Source organism: Butyrivibrio sp. VCB2001, assembly GCF_000423965.1.
GTDB lineage: Bacteria > Bacillota > Clostridia > Lachnospirales > Lachnospiraceae > Butyrivibrio.
On record NZ_AUIZ01000012.1, the window covers coordinates 24,729 to 39,677 of the forward strand.

20 protein-coding genes are annotated in these 14,949 nt (G+C 47.5%); 17 read left to right on the plus strand and 3 right to left on the minus strand.

Annotation, left to right across the window (positions count from 1 at the left end):
* The first annotated feature begins 27 nt into the window (after positions 1-27).
* The 12 genes from G589_RS0111205 (at position 28) to G589_RS0111260 (ending at position 7,587) form a co-directional block, all read left to right on the plus strand.
* Entirely contained in the window at positions 28-261 is a 234-nt protein-coding gene (locus tag G589_RS0111205) for a hypothetical protein (protein WP_026522210.1), read from the plus strand.
* Positions 258-569, plus strand: a complete 312-nt coding sequence (locus G589_RS19700; protein ID WP_035775935.1) for an HNH endonuclease — start codon at positions 258-260, stop codon at positions 567-569. Before G589_RS0111205 ends, G589_RS19700 begins: the two co-directional genes overlap by 4 nt.
* 1 nt (position 570) lies before the next feature.
* The gene (locus G589_RS0111215) at positions 571-984 is read left to right on the plus strand and encodes a (deoxy)nucleoside triphosphate pyrophosphohydrolase (protein ID WP_026522211.1); all 414 of its coding nucleotides are present in this window, start codon (positions 571-573) and stop codon (positions 982-984) included.
* Between the two features lie 49 nt (positions 985-1,033).
* Complete coding sequence (locus G589_RS0111220) at positions 1,034-1,579, plus strand: prolyl-tRNA synthetase associated domain-containing protein (protein WP_026522212.1); 546 nt, start codon at positions 1,034-1,036, stop codon at positions 1,577-1,579.
* A gap of 3 nt (positions 1,580-1,582) precedes the next feature.
* A complete protein-coding gene (locus G589_RS0111225; RefSeq protein WP_026522213.1) occupies positions 1,583-1,867 on the plus strand; it encodes a Nif11-like leader peptide family natural product precursor in 285 nt (94 codons plus the stop codon).
* Positions 1,868-1,869: 2 nt separating this feature from the next.
* Positions 1,870-2,475 (plus strand): SOS response-associated peptidase, encoded by a 606-nt coding sequence (locus tag G589_RS0111230; protein WP_026522214.1) that lies wholly within the window; start codon positions 1,870-1,872, stop codon positions 2,473-2,475.
* A 142-nt stretch (positions 2,476-2,617) separates the two neighbouring features.
* On the plus strand, positions 2,618-2,845 hold the full coding sequence (locus G589_RS0111235; protein ID WP_022765193.1) for a FeoA family protein: 228 nt from the start codon (positions 2,618-2,620) through the stop codon (positions 2,843-2,845).
* The gene (gene feoB / locus G589_RS0111240; RefSeq protein ID WP_026522215.1) at positions 2,842-4,860 is read left to right on the plus strand and encodes a ferrous iron transport protein B; all 2,019 of its coding nucleotides are present in this window, start codon (positions 2,842-2,844) and stop codon (positions 4,858-4,860) included. The genes G589_RS0111235 and feoB overlap by 4 nt, the downstream gene beginning before the upstream one ends.
* A gap of 19 nt (positions 4,861-4,879) precedes the next feature.
* A complete protein-coding gene (locus G589_RS19705) occupies positions 4,880-5,146 on the plus strand; it encodes an Lrp/AsnC family transcriptional regulator (protein ID WP_051192336.1) in 267 nt (88 codons plus the stop codon).
* Positions 5,147-5,226: 80 nt separating this feature from the next.
* Positions 5,227-5,598, plus strand: a complete 372-nt coding sequence (locus G589_RS0111250; protein WP_026522216.1) for a heavy-metal-associated domain-containing protein — start codon at positions 5,227-5,229, stop codon at positions 5,596-5,598.
* On the plus strand, positions 5,585-6,532 hold the full coding sequence (locus tag G589_RS0111255) for a helix-turn-helix domain-containing protein (RefSeq protein ID WP_026522217.1): 948 nt from the start codon (positions 5,585-5,587) through the stop codon (positions 6,530-6,532). The genes G589_RS0111250 and G589_RS0111255 overlap by 14 nt, the downstream gene beginning before the upstream one ends.
* A gap of 236 nt (positions 6,533-6,768) precedes the next feature.
* Positions 6,769-7,587, plus strand: coding sequence for an MBL fold metallo-hydrolase (locus tag G589_RS0111260; RefSeq protein ID WP_035775937.1), 819 nt, complete (start codon positions 6,769-6,771; stop codon positions 7,585-7,587).
* Here the strand turns inward: G589_RS0111260 and G589_RS0111265 are convergent.
* Entirely contained in the window at positions 7,584-7,826 is a 243-nt protein-coding gene (locus G589_RS0111265) for a Fur family transcriptional regulator (protein ID WP_022770204.1), read from the minus strand. The two genes, G589_RS0111260 and G589_RS0111265, sit on opposite strands and share 4 nt — an antisense overlap.
* Before the next feature lie 12 nt (positions 7,827-7,838).
* On the minus strand, positions 7,839-8,027 hold the full coding sequence (locus G589_RS22230; protein WP_026522219.1) for a DUF3793 family protein: 189 nt from the start codon (positions 8,025-8,027) through the stop codon (positions 7,839-7,841).
* Between the two features lie 259 nt (positions 8,028-8,286).
* Here G589_RS22230 and G589_RS0111275 point away from each other — a divergent pair, with 259 nt between their 5' ends.
* On the plus strand, positions 8,287-8,994 hold the full coding sequence (locus tag G589_RS0111275) for an ABC transporter ATP-binding protein (RefSeq protein WP_026519877.1): 708 nt from the start codon (positions 8,287-8,289) through the stop codon (positions 8,992-8,994).
* Positions 8,995-9,006: 12 nt separating this feature from the next.
* Entirely contained in the window at positions 9,007-11,697 is a 2,691-nt protein-coding gene (locus G589_RS0111280) for an ABC transporter permease (RefSeq protein ID WP_026522220.1), read from the plus strand.
* Between the two features lie 105 nt (positions 11,698-11,802).
* Here G589_RS0111280 and G589_RS21895 read toward each other — a convergent pair whose 3' ends face one another.
* Entirely contained in the window at positions 11,803-11,964 is a 162-nt protein-coding gene (locus G589_RS21895; protein WP_035775975.1) for a flavodoxin domain-containing protein, read from the minus strand.
* 215 nt (positions 11,965-12,179) lie between these two features.
* On the opposite strand from G589_RS21895, the gene G589_RS0111290 reads away from it, so the two are divergent.
* The 3 genes from G589_RS0111290 to G589_RS19715 all read left to right on the plus strand — a co-directional run bounded on the left by G589_RS0111290 (position 12,180) and on the right by G589_RS19715 (position 14,933).
* Positions 12,180-12,872 (plus strand): YczE/YyaS/YitT family protein, encoded by a 693-nt coding sequence (locus G589_RS0111290; protein WP_026522221.1) that lies wholly within the window; start codon positions 12,180-12,182, stop codon positions 12,870-12,872.
* 148 nt (positions 12,873-13,020) lie between these two features.
* Positions 13,021-13,998, plus strand: coding sequence for a hypothetical protein (locus G589_RS0111295; RefSeq protein WP_026522222.1), 978 nt, complete (start codon positions 13,021-13,023; stop codon positions 13,996-13,998).
* A gap of 98 nt (positions 13,999-14,096) precedes the next feature.
* On the plus strand, positions 14,097-14,933 hold the full coding sequence (locus G589_RS19715) for a putative ABC transporter permease (protein ID WP_035775944.1): 837 nt from the start codon (positions 14,097-14,099) through the stop codon (positions 14,931-14,933).
* Positions 14,934-14,949 lie beyond the last annotated feature (16 nt).

Here is a 14,949-nt window from a genome sequence, read left to right on the forward strand (position 1 = left end):
TCAGCAAGTAAAGAGGAGCAACCGATTATGGGATCAATCCTTATAAAAGATACAACCAGAGAAGAAAGAGAACGCATCGTTGCTGAGTCCATCGGCAACATCAGCGGATCCTGCGACGGATGCATGTCCGGACTTGCGGATATGTACCAGGACTACATCGACGGCAAGAAAGAGATACGCGAGATCAACATGGAGTTCAGGGCGCACTACGAATCCGGTGTTGACGGCCCGGAGAAGGCCGATTGCGGATATAAATTATGAGGAGCCGGAAGCAGTGGAAAGCCGGCACAAAGAGCCTTATCCTGGAAAAGACAGGTGGACTCTGCGCACGCTGTGGCAAGCCGGTAACTCCCGATAAAGTGACAATCGATCACTTCGTCCCGAAGTACCATGGCGGAGGCGATGACGACAGAAACCTCCTTCCTTTGTGCAAGAACTGCAACAAACAAAAGGGCTCCAGAGTGGTGACGACAGAGGAGTACTACCCATACTTAAAAGACACTTACCGCCTTAAGGCCGATGAATACAAGGCGGAATGGGAACGGAAGCTGGAACACGAGAGCAATTAACATGGATAAGAAAATCGTAAATGTAGTCGCAGCTGTGATTTGCGACGATTACCATAAAAAGACCAAGATATTCGCAACGCAGCGCGGATACGGAGAATACAAGGACGGCTGGGAATTTCCCGGAGGCAAGATCGAGGCGGGGGAGACCCCCGAGGATGCCCTTAAGAGGGAGATCAGAGAGGAACTCGGAGCGGAGATTGAAGTCCACGACCTCATCGATGTCATAGATTATGACTACGATACCTTTCACCTTCACATGAACTGCTACTGGGCGACCCTCGCAGGAGGTGAGCTTAAGCTCCTTGAGCACGAGGCGGCCAAGTGGCTTGGCATTGCAGACCTTGAAAGCGTAGAGTGGCTCCCGGCAGACCTTTCGCTCCTGCCAAAACTCTCCGCCGCCATGCAGACGAGCTGACGCGACCTGGCAAAAGAGCTGACACAACAATATAAAGAGGAGAAGAATCATGGAATTAGTAGTTGGGAGACCGGAAAACCCTGAAGGAAGGCTCGACAGAGAGATCAGGGTTTACGACATGCTCGACAATCTGGGGATCGAGTACGAGAGAGTCGATCACGAAGCAGCAATGACAATGGAGGCCTGCGAGGCCATAGATGTGGCCCTTGGAACACTCATGTGCAAGAACCTCTTTTTGTGCAACAGACAGAAGACCGCCTTTTACCTGCTTCTTATGCCAGGGGACAAGAAGTTCAAGACAAAAGAGCTATCGAATCAGATAAACTTAGCCAGACTCTCTTTTGCGGAAGCAGAAGATATGTTGAAATATCTGGACATCGAGCCCGGAGCGGTAAGCGTCATGGGACTTATGAACGACAAGGACCACGCAGTAAGGCTCCTTGTGGATGAGGACGTCAAGGCCGGCGCATTCATAGGGTGCCACCCTTGCGTAAACACTTCGAGCCTCAAGATAAAGACCTCTGATATTTTTGATAAGTTTTTGCCTGCAACAGGGCATGTAGCTGAGATTGTTCATCTTGTTGGGGAGGACTAAAGTATGAGCATTGCTGATAAATTGGAGATCCTTTTAAGCAAAGCCAACGAAAATCCGGAGCTTAAGCAAAAGCTCCTTGATACCAGAAGCGCCAAAGACCAGCTCTCTGAGTTCTGCAAGATCGCGCAGGAGAGCGGCGTTGACATCACGGTCATGGACATCGTCAATCAGGGCGAGGAGTTCTATGCCGAGATAAAGCGCAGCACCAACGGTGGCGGCGAGAACTCACCGGACCTTGAATTTCAGAACGACGAATACTCGATCTTCATGATGAGACTTGGTGGCTGAACATGTGCGGACGGTACTTTTTTGGCGACAGAACTGCGGATGAAGTGGAAAAAGAGCTCGGACTTCGGCCCGGGTCTATCAGTCCGCGCCCGGGTGATGCGACTCCCGGGATGATTCTGCCCGGAATCGTAAGACGCCGAAATGGCGCACAAAACCATGACAACGAGCTTCAGGCCACAGACGTCCGAGACCTCTTCTGGGGCCTTACTTCCCGTGACAACAAGCTCATCATCAACGCCAGAGCCGAGTCCGTCTTAGACAAGCCCATGTTCTCGGATAGCTTCTCAAACAGAAGATGCCTTCTCCCGGCAGCAGGTTTCTACGAATGGGACAAGGCCAAGACTAGATTCATCTTCAAAAGACCTGACGGAAAGCCAATGTATCTGGCAGGTTTCTATGACCTTAGCCAAGGCAAAGACTCTTTTGTCATATTAACGACATCCCCCAACAGCTCCATGGAACCTGTCCACGACAGGATGCCCGTTATGATCGAAGCTGCAAGCGCGCAGGACTACCTGCAGGATACGTCAGCAGCCATGGACATGTTAAAAGAGCCCATGCCTGAGCTTGAGCGCAGCACAGGCTACGAGCAGCTAAGTCTTTTCTGATTTCTGATATACCAATCCATTGCTAAAAGGGCTAAAAATGCTGTTTTGACATTGAAAAAATAAAGCGCGGTACATACAATCATGTGGTAGTGTTAGCAAAAGCTAACCAAAAGCTATATGCCTTTGGCAGGAGGAGAATTGTATGTGTTTGAGTGAACTTAGACAAAACAGCGACGCAGTAGTAAAAAGCTTAAACGGTGACCAGCGCTTTATCAGCAGGATCACCTCAATCGGACTCACCCCGGGATGCAGCGTGAGAGTCCTTCGAAACGACAAGAACAGACCCATGCTGGTATTTTCAAGAGATACCATGATCGCCCTCAACAGGAAAGAGTGCATGGGAATTGAAGTATCGGAGGTGACAGCATGAGTCAGGCGGCTACTATTGCTCTTTTAGGTCAGCCCAATTCGGGCAAATCAACCCTTTTTAATGCCTTGACAGGCCTTCGCCAGCACGTGGGAAACTGGCCCGGCAAAACTGTAGAAAAGAAGGAAGGCTTCTTTACATATAAAGGAATGGAGTGCGCGGTAGCGGACCTTCCGGGCTCTTATTCACTGACGGCCAATTCCGACGAGGAAGTCATCACCAGAGATTTCATCGCCTCCGGAAGGGCAGATGTAGTCTGCATTCTGGCGGACAGCTCACAGCTTGAGAGAAGTCTTTTCATGGCTGCGGACTACGCGGGAATCACGGTTCCGAGCTTCCTTGTTCTTAACATGGCCGACGTTGCCAAAGATCAGGGAAAAGAGATCGATGCGAAAGCCATAGAGAAAAAGCTTGGCATACCGGTGCTTCTTTTCTCCGCAACAGATGCCAAAAACTATGAGCCCTACTACGAGATCATGGAGCGCGCAGTCAGGGAAAAGACTGTCCTTAGCAGCGCAAAGATCGAAGAGGAGTACGAAAAAATAGAAGGCTACGAGGAACTCAAAGCCCTTATTCCGGATGAGCTTGTTCACGGTTTCTCATCAACCTGGATGGCCATCAAGGCGCTGGAGAATGACAGAGTGGTCATGAAGCAGCTAAGAGAGAAGCTCCCTGCAGATACAATGAAAAAGATTGAGAGCATCTGCAGCAGATCTGAAGGCGCCATAGCAACAGGAAGCGCCAAGTTCAGATGGATCGACGAGGTGCTTGAAGGCTCTGTTAAATCCAAAGAAAATCAGCTCAAAGTATCAAAGCTCGACAAGATATTTCTTAGCAAAACCTGGGGTAAGCCCGCGGTTGTTCTCACAGTCCTTCTTGGACTCATTGCATCATTTATCCCGGCACTGCCACTGATGTTTGTGGGTGAAGGAGTTGCGGCTTTAAAGGCACCTGTATCGGCCCTTCTCACATCAGTAGGATGCCCTGAAGTTATAATTGTCGCTATTTGTACAGTCATCATTCAGTCATTTTCATATATCTTCAAGATGCTGGGCTTTGTGTTCGGCGTAACTCTTGTATTCGGACTTTTGGAAGAAGTCGGCGTCATGGCGCGTATTTCCTACGTCTTCGACAACACCATGGGTAAGCTCGGTCTTCAGGGAAAATCGGTTATGCCTTTCCTTGTAAGCTTTGGATGCACCATGGGCGGAGCAGCAGGCTCAAGAGTTATAGATAACTGGGGACAGAAGGTCCTTACCATTGCACTTGCCTGGGCTGTTCCCTGCGGCGCTGCGTGGTCGGTTGTGCCGATGCTCTCAGCAGTGTTCTTCGGCCCCGGAGCCATCCTGGTTGTTGCAGCGATCCTGCTCACCATGATCCTCCATATGTATATCACTTCACTGGTATTTGGCGGTCGCCTGGTTAAAAAGACAGAGCGCTACGGAATGATCATGGAGCTTCCTCCATATCACAAACCCAAGTGGGGGGCGCTTCTTCGCTACGTATTCGGAAGATGCGTTGATACCTTTAAGAGAGTAAGCAGCGTGGTAATCCTTGTCTGCGGCGTATTCTGGCTCCTTAGCTACTCCTTCACACCCGGCAGCATTCCGATCCTTACAAGAGTCGGCCAGGCAATCGAGCCCGTCACCAGAGTCTTCGGACTTGGCTGGCAGATGTTTATCGCCTTTATTGCGTCTTCTGTCGGAAAAGAGGGTGCAATCGGCGTTATCAGTGCGCTCTTTACCGGAGAGAATCTCGCAGGCGCATTCAATGCAGCCATGAGCGGAGCACCTGCTGCTTCCAACCTCTCTCAGATCCTTCTTGCAAACGTATCAAAGCCTGAGGCACTTGCTTTCATATTCGCTATCACTTTCAACATGCCTTGCGTAGTGGCTTTGGCAGCAACCTATCAGGAGACTGCTTCTGCAAAGTGGACCTTGAGGATCGCACTTTATTACACAGCGACAGCTCTTTTACTGGCAACGATCGTGTACCATATCGGACTGATCATCTGGTAAAGATGGAAAGCAGGCGCAGATGAAGGAACTTATTGAACTCTTAAGTGATGGTAATGCCAGAACCGTAAGACTTCTTGCCATTGAGCTTGGAACTTCTGTCGAAGATGTTAAAAGACAGATCGAATATCTTACCAATATCGGAGTAATAAAGAAAGTAGATATGTCCCTCGGGTGCGGCGGAAACTGCGGAAGCTGCAGCGATGGCTGCAGTGGAAGCTGTGCTTCCTGCCTGCCTCAGGGCGGATTTAAAAACATGGGCGAAATGTATGAGGTTTGCAAAAGCTAAAATGACTGCTATAATCGTTAGTGACTGCTAACAAAATGTCACAAGATAAGTGCGGACAAAAATCCGCCGGAGGAATTTACATGTTATCAAATGTACTGGTTATAGTGATTTTAGCTGTGGTACTCTTCATAGCTTTGAAGGGGAGCATCAAGCACCTCAAAGGAGAGGGCGGATGCTGCGGAGGCGGCGATTCTGTCAAAAAAGAGCCTGACAAAAAGCTTACAGGACCCATAATAAAAACGACGATATTCAAGATAGACGGAATGCATTGCGAGAATTGTTCAAACAGAGTAAAGCGCACCATCAACAGATTAGATGGCGTTTCAGCCAAGGTGAATCTCAGGAAGAAAGAGGCTGTTGTCCGCTATGAGAAAGACATCGCCGATGACGTTATCACAAAAGAGATCGAGGACCTTGGCTATAAGGTGACTGAGTGTTATGGCAAAGTGTAAGAGCGTGGAGTTTACCATTCCATCCGCAGACGGCGGCCGTGATGGTAAGCTTAACTGGATGATGCTAAGCCCCTGTTTGTATGTGGGATACGTTGATATCTGGTCCAGATACCTTCCGCAGTGCGTCTTTGAGTCGCCATCGCTAAAGAGCTTTGATGGCACACCTATCAAGATAAATTACTGCTTTCGCGGAAGGTGCGAAATTATGCTAAATGCCGGCGCAACCACCTTTGTTGTGGGTGACGAGCTTGCAGTGGATTACGGGACTTCCTGCGAGGGAAGGCAGGCGTTCTTTTACCCGACTGCGGAGTACGAGGGCATTGAACTCGTGATATTTCCATCGGATACCGCGGAAGGCGAAGTGTATCCATACTTGGGAAAAGAGCTTGTTAAGGGCCTTCTGGATAAATTCGAAGGCAGAAATATTCCCTACATTAACGTGCCTGATGCACGCATCAGAAGATGCATGGAGGATTTCAGGGACGATATCCTCTCCCGTGCAGATGAAAGGCTCATTGCGACAGATGTATACAGGCTTCTGCTTCTTCTTAAGGAACTGACCTTTGAGGTGGACAAAAGAAGAACATTCTGCACGCCATCGCAGGTGGAAATTGCGAAAAAGACTGTGGAGATCATCACCCGCGATCTTTCCAAAAGGCACTCGGCAGGAGATCTTGCAGCAGCCTTCGGCGTCAGCGAATCGTCGCTCAAAAACTACTGCAGAGCAGTCTTCGGCAAGGGATACCACGACATGATAGCCGAGATCAGAATGAGAAAAGCTGCAGAGCTTATCATAAAAGGCGATGAGAGCCTGTGCGAAATTGCAGAGCACGTGGGCTATCAGAGTCAGTCCAGATTCTCCAAAGCCTTTCTTAAATATCACAAAGTTCTCCCCATGGAATATAAGAGAAGAAACTTTTCGGCGATGATATAGCCAAGAATTTTGGACCTTGGGGACGGAGTCAGTGGTTCAGAGGTGAGCCCTGGGGACGGAGTCAGTGGCTCATTATCTGAAAACTATCTTTCTAGTTGTTAATTATCTGATAATGAGCCACTGACTCCGTCCCCAGGGCTCACCTCTGAACCACTGACTCCGTCCCCAGGGTCCAAAATTCTTTGGTATAATCATTGTATGGTTTTTGATCATCGATGAGTAAGGTGGGGACAAAAATGAAGACAAAACTTACAGTCATAGTAGATAATATTTCAAACGAAGGCGTCACCGGTGAGTGGGGCCTTTGTTTGCTTGTGGAATTTAATGGGAAAAAGATCCTGGTGGATGCCGGGGCGTCGAAGCTCTTTCTGACAAACATGGAAAAGCTTGGGCTTGACGTTGCGGATGTCGACTACGGCGTGCTGAGCCATGCTCATTACGACCATGCAAACGGAATCCCGGCGTTCTTTGAGCACAACAGTAAGGCGAAGTTCTATTTGAGGGATGGCACGGCAGCGAACTGCTACCACAAGATGAAGATTTTCAAGAAATATATTGGAATTCCAAGGAGTATGCTAAGAAAGTATCCTGACAGGATAGAGATGGTTTCAGGCGACTACGAGCTCATGGAAGGAGCATATCTTATCCCTCACAAAACCGCCGGTCTTTCCGAGATTGGAAAGCGCGAGCTTATGTACAGAAAGGAAAACCATCGCTGGATCCCCGACGATTTCTCGCACGAGCAGAGCCTTGTGCTTGATACCGACAAGGGCCTTGTTATCATCAACTCCTGTTCACACGGCGGAGCTGCCAATATTATAAATGAGGTAAAAGAGTCTTTTCCTGACAAGCACGTTTATGGGCTTATCGGAGGATTCCACCTGTTCAACAAATCAGGCGAAGAGATAAAAGATGTGGCCGGAAAGATAAAGGACACAGGGATAGATTATGTGTGCACCGGACACTGCACTAAAGGCCGCGCCTACGGCATCTTAAAGGAAGAGCTTGGCGATAAGATAGAGCAGATGAAGGTTGGATATCAGATGGAGTTCTAGTATTTGCCGGTCAGGGTGATCATGTCGACGTGCTTTAATATGCCGACATCTTCAAGAAGCCTGATCATTCGATAAACAGTGGCGGTACCGACGGTATTGTCTTTTGCAATTACCTTGTGGTAGATCTCTTTGCAGGATGCACCATCGCTCCCGAGAATGATATCTATTATAAGTTTTCTTTGTTTTGTGATCCTAAAGCCCTTTTCTTTCAAAAGGGATATGACGTATTCGTTACTCATGTCAGCCTTTCATTAAGATGCGACGCATCTGTTTCTAGTAGTATTAACGATCATCTGTGATAAGTGTCTGCCTCCGGACAGGCACTTTTTATATACTTCAGTACACTTCTTATAACTGGAAAAGGTCTTTTCCGCCTTCTCCTTATCCCCGTAAACCTTCCAGTAGCCGACGCACTTGACGCCCTTCCTGGTATCCTCCATGAAGCCCCTTTCCTGCAAAGCACTGATTAAGCTCTCTTAGTTCTTCATTTATATCTGTAATAAGAGATCTGTCCACTGTGAATATGTTTCCAGTTTTTATCCCCGCCAGTGTTGGTGAACAGTTCTCGACTATGATATTGTCAGGCATTTACGTGACTCCCCGAAAAAGATATTTTCGTAACGTTAGCTATTGCTAACGAAATTATAGCGTATTATAATTCTGTTAGCAATAGGTAACTTTGTGTTATGAGGAGGAAAAATGAAAGAACAGTTTCTTGAGATCAAAGATTTAAAGAAGAGTTTCGGAACCGGAGAGGCCAGACAGGATGTCCTTCGGGGCATGAATTTCACTGTTAAAAAAGGTGAATTCTGTGTGCTTCTTGGGCCATCCGGATCCGGAAAATCAACACTTTTAAACATCATCGGCGGGATCGATACGCCAGATGAAGGGTTTGTCAGCATAGGCGGTGACAAGCTGGAAGAGATGAGTGAGAAGGAGCTTACGCTGTACAGAAGAAAGCACCTGGGATATGTTTTTCAGATGTACAACCTGATCCCGAATCTGAACGTCAAGGAGAACATCGAGGTGGGAGCATATCTCTCCGACAATCCTCTTGATGTAGAGGAGGTACTGACCACACTTGGACTTCAGAAGCACAAGTACAAGTATCCAAATCAGTTATCCGGCGGACAGCAGCAGAGGGTATCAATCGGCAGAGCTGTCGTTAAAAATCCCGACATCTTAATGTGCGATGAACCGACAGGCGCACTGGATTACAAGACATCAAAAGAAATACTGGCCCTTATTGAGGAGTGCAACAACAAGTTTGGCAGTACCGTGATCATGGTGACCCACAATGAGGCGATCAAAAATATGGCGGATCATGTCATCAAGTTAAGGGATGGTGTGGTGCGCCATAATGATATCAATGAAAATAAGATCTCTGCGATGGATCTGGAGTGGTAGGAGGTAGACGCTATGAAAAATCCTCTTATCAGGAGAATCCCGAGAGAACTTAAAGGTGACTGGCACAAGTATTTGGTTATCATCGTTTTCATGGTGATCATGATCGGAGTTATCTCCGGAATGTACGTTGGTCACGACTCAATGCTGGCAGCAGTTTATGCGGGAAGAGATGAGCTTAACCTCGAGGACGGAAGCTTTGAGTTGTCCAAGAAGGCGTCGCAGGACCTGCTTGATGACATAAGCTCCGGTAAAAAAGCTGACGTCAGAAGCTACTATATCGACAAGGGCAACAAAGAAGCCGACAAGAAGGTGGCGGAGGCTGTTGAAGATGAGCTCAATGAGCAGGTGACTGAAAAGATTGAAGAAGCTGTAAGGGCTCAGTGTGCTGCATATGGTATTACGGATGAAGAGATGATAAAAGAGCAGATCGATGCGGCCATGGAAAGCTCTTTTGACCAGGCAATAGAAGAAGCAAGGGAGTCAGATGAGTTTAAGAAAGCCGTGGATGAAGCCTATGATGATGCCCACGAAGAAGTGGTTAAAAAAGTCGATGAGGAGTGGGACGAAGTCGCAGACAGGTACAACCTTAATGATGAAATCGATCCGGTCACGGTTAAGATATATGAACACTTCTACAGAAATGAGTCCGAGGATAACAACGGCGATGGCGTAGAGGACGCCACTGTCAGGGTTTACAAGAGCGACTCGGAGATAGACAAAGCCTCTTTTAACGAAGGACGTGCACCTGAGGCGGATGACGAAATTGCCATAGACAGGATGCATGCTGACAACGTCGGCGTGGCACTGGGCGACACGATCAGCGTTGGCGGAAAAGAGTTCGAGGTGGTTGGACTTCTTTCGTATGTAAATTATCTGACGCTCCATGAGTCCAACACGGACCTGATGTTTGATGCCTTCGGGTTTGATGTTGCCATGGTGACGCCTGAGGCGTTTAAGGGATTGCGGTCCAGAGTGCATTACAGCTATGCTTATAAGTATGATAAGGCGCCTGAGTCGAAGGTGGAGCAGCAGGACTATTCAGAGAATTTCATGAAGGCTTTGATCACGCAGACTCTTGTTTACGACAACGAGATTGACGATTATCTTCCCGAGTATCTACGCCAGGCCAGCAACTTCGCAGTGAGTGACATTGAAGGGGATTCAGTTGGCGCAAGCATTCTCTGCTACATACTTATCGGAGTTATCGCATTCATATTTGCAATCATCATCAGTAACACCATTGAAAAAGAGGCTTCGGTCATCGGGACTCTCAGGGCTTCGGGCTATAGCAGGTCGGAACTAGTGGTGCACTACATGTCCATGCCGGTTATCGTAACGCTGATCGGGGCTGTGATCGGAAATGTTCTGGGATACACGGCGTTTAAGAACCTGGCGGTTTATCTGTATTTCAACAGCTACAGCCTTCCCAAGTGTCACGCAGTCTGGAGCAACACGGCGCTTATTAAGACCACGATAATTCCGCTGCTTTTGATGTTCTTCATAAATCTTTTTGTCATTGTGAAAAAGCTGCAGCTAAGTCCTTTGAAGTTCCTGCGCCACGACCTGGTAAAGACAAGAAGGACCAAGGCTATGCGCCTTCCGAGGTGGTCGTTCCTGAAAAGGTTCAGGCTCAGGATTCTTTTCCAGAATATACCAAACTATCTGGTGCTGATATTCGGAGTAATCTTTATAGAGCTCATGATGTGCTTTGCTTTCGGGCTTCCGGATTCTTTGAACCATTATGCGAAAGCAGCGCCGGACATGATGTTTGCTGAGTATCAGTACATGCTGATGGATAGCAAGAATTCTGATGGCGATGTGATCGAGACATCCGAGGAAACTGCTGAGCGTTTTAGCATGACAAATCTTTTGTATCCCAAGAAGAGCAGTTCTTTCCGCGAAGGAATGGGAAGCGGCCAGGATGAGAGCGTAACGGTTTATGGAATCAGCGCGGACAGCGATTACATCACTTTGGGAAAAGACACTTCGAAGGATGCACTGTATATCTCCAGCGCCTTCTCTAAGAAATTCGGAATTAAGGCAGGGGATAAGATAACTCTTCACGAAGAGTATGAGAATAAATCCTATGAGTTCAGCGTTCTTGGAGTTGTGGACTACGACGGAGGAATTGCAGCATTTCTTGATGCTAAGAGCTTTAATATAGCATTTGAAAAAGACAGCGATGACTTCTCAGGGTATTTCTCAAGAAATGAGATCACTGATATAGATGATCAGGACATTGCAACGGTCATCACTTCTGAAGATATCGTGAAGGTCACAAATCAGCTGATGCACTCCATGGGCGGCTTTATGGGAGTCTTTAAATATGCTCTTATAGTACTGTCGGCGTCGCTGATATATCTTTTGGCCAAGATCATCATTGAGAGGAATGAGCACTCTATCTCAATGGCGAAGATTCTGGGCTTTAAGAACGGAGAAATCGGATCTCTCTACATTATTCCGACGGCCATCGTGGTGGTAGTATTTGCAATCGCTGCATTTGTGGTTGGATATTATCTGATGGTGTGGATATTCCACGCGTTCATGCTTCAGCTTGACGGGTACTTTGCATTTTATATGAATCGCTCGTCCATGGTGCTGACGGTGGTCTATCTGCTGATAGGATATGCGTTTGTGTCGCTGGTTGATTTTGCAAGAATTAAGAGAATTCCACTGGATGTGGCGCTTAAGAACATAGAATAAACCTTAAACCTCTGTAAAGAGGGGGCAGCCGGGCTTTCTGAAAAAAGGAAACCCGGCTGCTTTTGATTTGTGCATATCTTTGATGATAGTTAGCTTGCTTATTGATCAGGCGATTGCATCATATCCGGAAACCATGGATGAACTGAACTCTGATGGTGTGAACATATCGACTGAAGCTCCGCTGCTTACGGCGCCTGCCTTAACAGCTTCTGCCATTGACTGTGTGTTACCTGTACCGCTCCAATATACTATTGCTACTTTACTCATACTTTCCTCCTTAAGTACACGTTGTTGTGTTGTGATTACATGTTGTAGTGCTATGTATAAGTTAGCATACGCTAACAATAACCTTTCCCCGGACCCTAGTCAAGGCACTTCGTTGATAAAATATCTCAAAAGAATTTTTTGTGCTATAATCTAATGCGAATTTGGCACTAAGTAGTTTGATATATTTGTGAAGATATATTTGGGAAGAATAAGAAATGTTCAAGAATTCTAGATTACAAGAGAATAGCACCGGCAGAGATATTCTGCTTAATATGGTCATTGCAGCCATCAGTTTGTTTGTTAATGGATTTGGGGTTTATCTTACGATCCAGGCGAATATCGGCGCCGGCCCCTGGGATGTCCTGAATCTGGGACTTTCAAAGACCTTTGGAATCCTGTACGGAACAGCCTCGGTTGCAGTTTCCTATGCGATACTTGGAATTGATATTGCGTTAAAAGAGCCCATTGGAATAGCGATGTTCATTGATGCCTTCGTGGTTGGCAAGGCAGTTGATCTCTTTAACAGGATCAACCTTGTACCTAAGTGCGACAGCCTTGCTACCGGAATTCCCGTGATGATCCTTGGACTTATCATCATGGCTTACACCCAGTACACCTACATGAGCGCCTCACTCGGTTGCGGCCCAAGAGATACACTTCTTGTTGCCCTTGCAAAGCGCGCAGGCAAGATTCCGATCGGAGCTGTGAGCATAACACTTCTTAGCCTTGCAACCTTTATCGGCTGGCTCCTCGGAGGCCCTGTCGGCATCGGCACCCTTATCTGTGCCTTCGCCACCGGCCCCATCATGCAGGCAGCCTTCACTTCCGTTAAATTCGACGCCAAGAGCGTCCACCACCAGCACCTTTTCGATTCAGTCAAAGTCTTCTCCACCCACAAAGCCGCCTGACTTTTTGAGCCCCAGGGACGGAGTCAAGGGCTCACAAATGAGCCCCTGACTCCGTCCCTGGGGCTCAAAAATTTATGTTTTTTTAATTTTTTGGGTGCATAAAGTGAGGTAACATTTTATTTGATGTTATATACGAGGAGGACGGGTTATGAAAAAGAATGGACTTAAGATTTTTACGGTACTTCTGCTTTCAGGTGCGATTGCTGCAGCGCTTATGATGGGATGTGCGGATAAGACAGCGCAGAATGCGGCGACTGAGGAAGCTACTAATGAGAGTGCGCCTGCTACTGAGGCTACAACTCAAGCTGCAGAAGCTGCTACGGAGCAGGTGACTGAAACAACTGCTGAGATTCCTGCACCACCGTATTTTACAAAAGGTGTATATGTTAACTACGCAAAAGAGGCTGAGAATCCATCCAAGACTTACTTCTATGTGATCAATGACGAAACCTACGGACACACAGAGGATGGCGAGCATGATGGAATCGGACTTCCATTTGATATCACACAGAAAGATGGCGCAGTTGAGTTCTCATTCGGTGGCGCAGACGAAGATATAGATACACTGACAATTCACTCCGTAGAAAATGGCGTGATCACAGGTGCATTTGCAGACGGCCTTGAGCTTGTTTTCGAGCCGGTAGCAGATGCAGATCCTGAAACATTCAGTTCAGAGAACTTTGTAAACGGCCCTGAGAACAGCGTATATCACGATGCGAACGGCTGGAGCGTCAAGTATGACGCAACAAAGTTTGAGATCAACCAGAGCGGACCTCAGGTATTCATCGTTTACACAGGTGACAGCGCAGGATCAAACCTTATAACCGTCACATATACAGTGGACAACAAGGCTGAAGCTGCGATAAAAGAGCTTGGAAAGCCCTACGGCGATAAGGCAGAATATACAGAGTGGCCATTTCCTGGCGTAAGTGATGTCACAGGCTACAACGTTTCCGTTCCTGTGGACAAAGAAGGATCGGGATCTTACATGACAGCCTTTGCAAGAGATTACATGGACGGTGCTCTTATTTTTGAGACAGACGGCCATGACGGCGACGATGAAGAGATGAACACAGAGGTGCATGCAGCCCTCACAAGCGTTCTTAACTCACTGACCTTTGACTGATGACCAAGATGATCGCAAGGCGCCTGAGAAATCAGGCGCCCTTTTTGTGCTAGAATATAATTGTTGAAATACATAAGAAAAAGAAAGGCACCAACATCATGTTAATAGCACAATATTTTGTTGAATTCATATTTTACAGCTTTCTGGGCTGGGTATGGGAATCCATCTACTGCTCAGCCAACGAGAAGAAATGGGCGGACAGAGGGTTCCTCTTTGGCCCAATCTGCCCAATCTACGGCTCCTGCGTAGTCGGAGTCTCGATACTGTTTTCGCTGATAAAGCCGCTATCATCTCCAACATTCCCGATATGGGGAATATTCATCATCTGCTATATAGGCAGCGCGATCGCAGAGTACGGAACATCCTGGGTTCTGGAAAAGAGATTTCACGCCAGATGGTGGGATTACAGCAAGCTTCCGCTGAACATAAACGGAAGAATCTGCGTCCCCGTGAGCATAGCCTTTGGCCTTGCGGGAGTTGCGGTAGTCAAGTTCCTGATCCCCGCTGTTGAAGGAGTTCACGCCGCCGTCAGCCCGATCATATACGAGGTTCTCGCAATCGTGATCGCCATGATCTTCGGCGCAGACTTCGCCCTGACGGAAGCCAGCCTTAACGCACTCCTAAAAGATGTAGAGAAAATGCACGAGGAGTTCAACTTAAAGGCCCAGGAGCGCTATGAGAAGGTCGCCTCAGCACCTAAAGTGATAGAGCAGAAAATCAAGGAAGAAAAAGAGCAGATGGAGGCTCGCCACGACCAGCTTGCCAGAGCCTATGCCGAAAAGCTCTCCCTCAACCAGAAGAGAATCCTTCTTGGAATTCAGAAATTCATGCCAAAAGCCGGGGAAGATGAAAACGAAATCGATCACGTTCCGCTGATCCGTGCTACAGACAAGCTAAGAGAGAGGGTCAGAGACCTGAGAAATAAAAAGGCTTAAAAAGCTTAGAGAATAT

Bases quoted from the DNA above. Each gene is read 5' to 3' on its own strand.
- G589_RS0111215 (WP_026522211.1), top strand. From the start codon at position 571: ATGGATAAGAAAATCGTAAATGTAGTCGCAGCTGTGATTTGCGACGAT.
- G589_RS0111295 (WP_026522222.1), top strand. From the start codon at position 13,021: ATGAAAAAGAATGGACTTAAGATTTTTACGGTACTTCTGCTTTCAGGT.
- G589_RS0111280 (WP_026522220.1), top strand. From the start codon at position 9,007: ATGAAAAATCCTCTTATCAGGAGAATCCCGAGAGAACTTAAAGGTGAC.
- G589_RS0111250 (WP_026522216.1), top strand. From the start codon at position 5,227: ATGTTATCAAATGTACTGGTTATAGTGATTTTAGCTGTGGTACTCTTC.
- G589_RS0111225 (WP_026522213.1), top strand. From the start codon at position 1,583: ATGAGCATTGCTGATAAATTGGAGATCCTTTTAAGCAAAGCCAACGAA.
- G589_RS19705 (WP_051192336.1), top strand. From the start codon at position 4,880: ATGAAGGAACTTATTGAACTCTTAAGTGATGGTAATGCCAGAACCGTA.
- G589_RS0111265 (WP_022770204.1), bottom strand. From the start codon at position 7,826: ATGAGTAACGAATACGTCATATCCCTTTTGAAAGAAAAGGGCTTTAGG.
- G589_RS22230 (WP_026522219.1), bottom strand. From the start codon at position 8,027: ATGGAGGATACCAGGAAGGGCGTCAAGTGCGTCGGCTACTGGAAGGTT.
- G589_RS0111205 (WP_026522210.1), top strand. From the start codon at position 28: ATGGGATCAATCCTTATAAAAGATACAACCAGAGAAGAAAGAGAACGC.
- G589_RS0111275 (WP_026519877.1), top strand. From the start codon at position 8,287: ATGAAAGAACAGTTTCTTGAGATCAAAGATTTAAAGAAGAGTTTCGGA.
- G589_RS0111230 (WP_026522214.1), top strand. From the start codon at position 1,870: ATGTGCGGACGGTACTTTTTTGGCGACAGAACTGCGGATGAAGTGGAA.
- G589_RS0111290 (WP_026522221.1), top strand. From the start codon at position 12,180: ATGTTCAAGAATTCTAGATTACAAGAGAATAGCACCGGCAGAGATATT.
- G589_RS0111260 (WP_035775937.1), top strand. From the start codon at position 6,769: ATGAAGACAAAACTTACAGTCATAGTAGATAATATTTCAAACGAAGGC.
- G589_RS0111235 (WP_022765193.1), top strand. From the start codon at position 2,618: ATGTGTTTGAGTGAACTTAGACAAAACAGCGACGCAGTAGTAAAAAGC.
- G589_RS19700 (WP_035775935.1), top strand. From the start codon at position 258: ATGAGGAGCCGGAAGCAGTGGAAAGCCGGCACAAAGAGCCTTATCCTG.
- G589_RS19715 (WP_035775944.1), top strand. From the start codon at position 14,097: ATGTTAATAGCACAATATTTTGTTGAATTCATATTTTACAGCTTTCTG.
- G589_RS0111220 (WP_026522212.1), top strand. From the start codon at position 1,034: ATGGAATTAGTAGTTGGGAGACCGGAAAACCCTGAAGGAAGGCTCGAC.
- feoB (WP_026522215.1), top strand. From the start codon at position 2,842: ATGAGTCAGGCGGCTACTATTGCTCTTTTAGGTCAGCCCAATTCGGGC.
- G589_RS21895 (WP_035775975.1), bottom strand. From the start codon at position 11,964: ATGAGTAAAGTAGCAATAGTATATTGGAGCGGTACAGGTAACACACAG.
- G589_RS0111255 (WP_026522217.1), top strand. From the start codon at position 5,585: ATGGCAAAGTGTAAGAGCGTGGAGTTTACCATTCCATCCGCAGACGGC.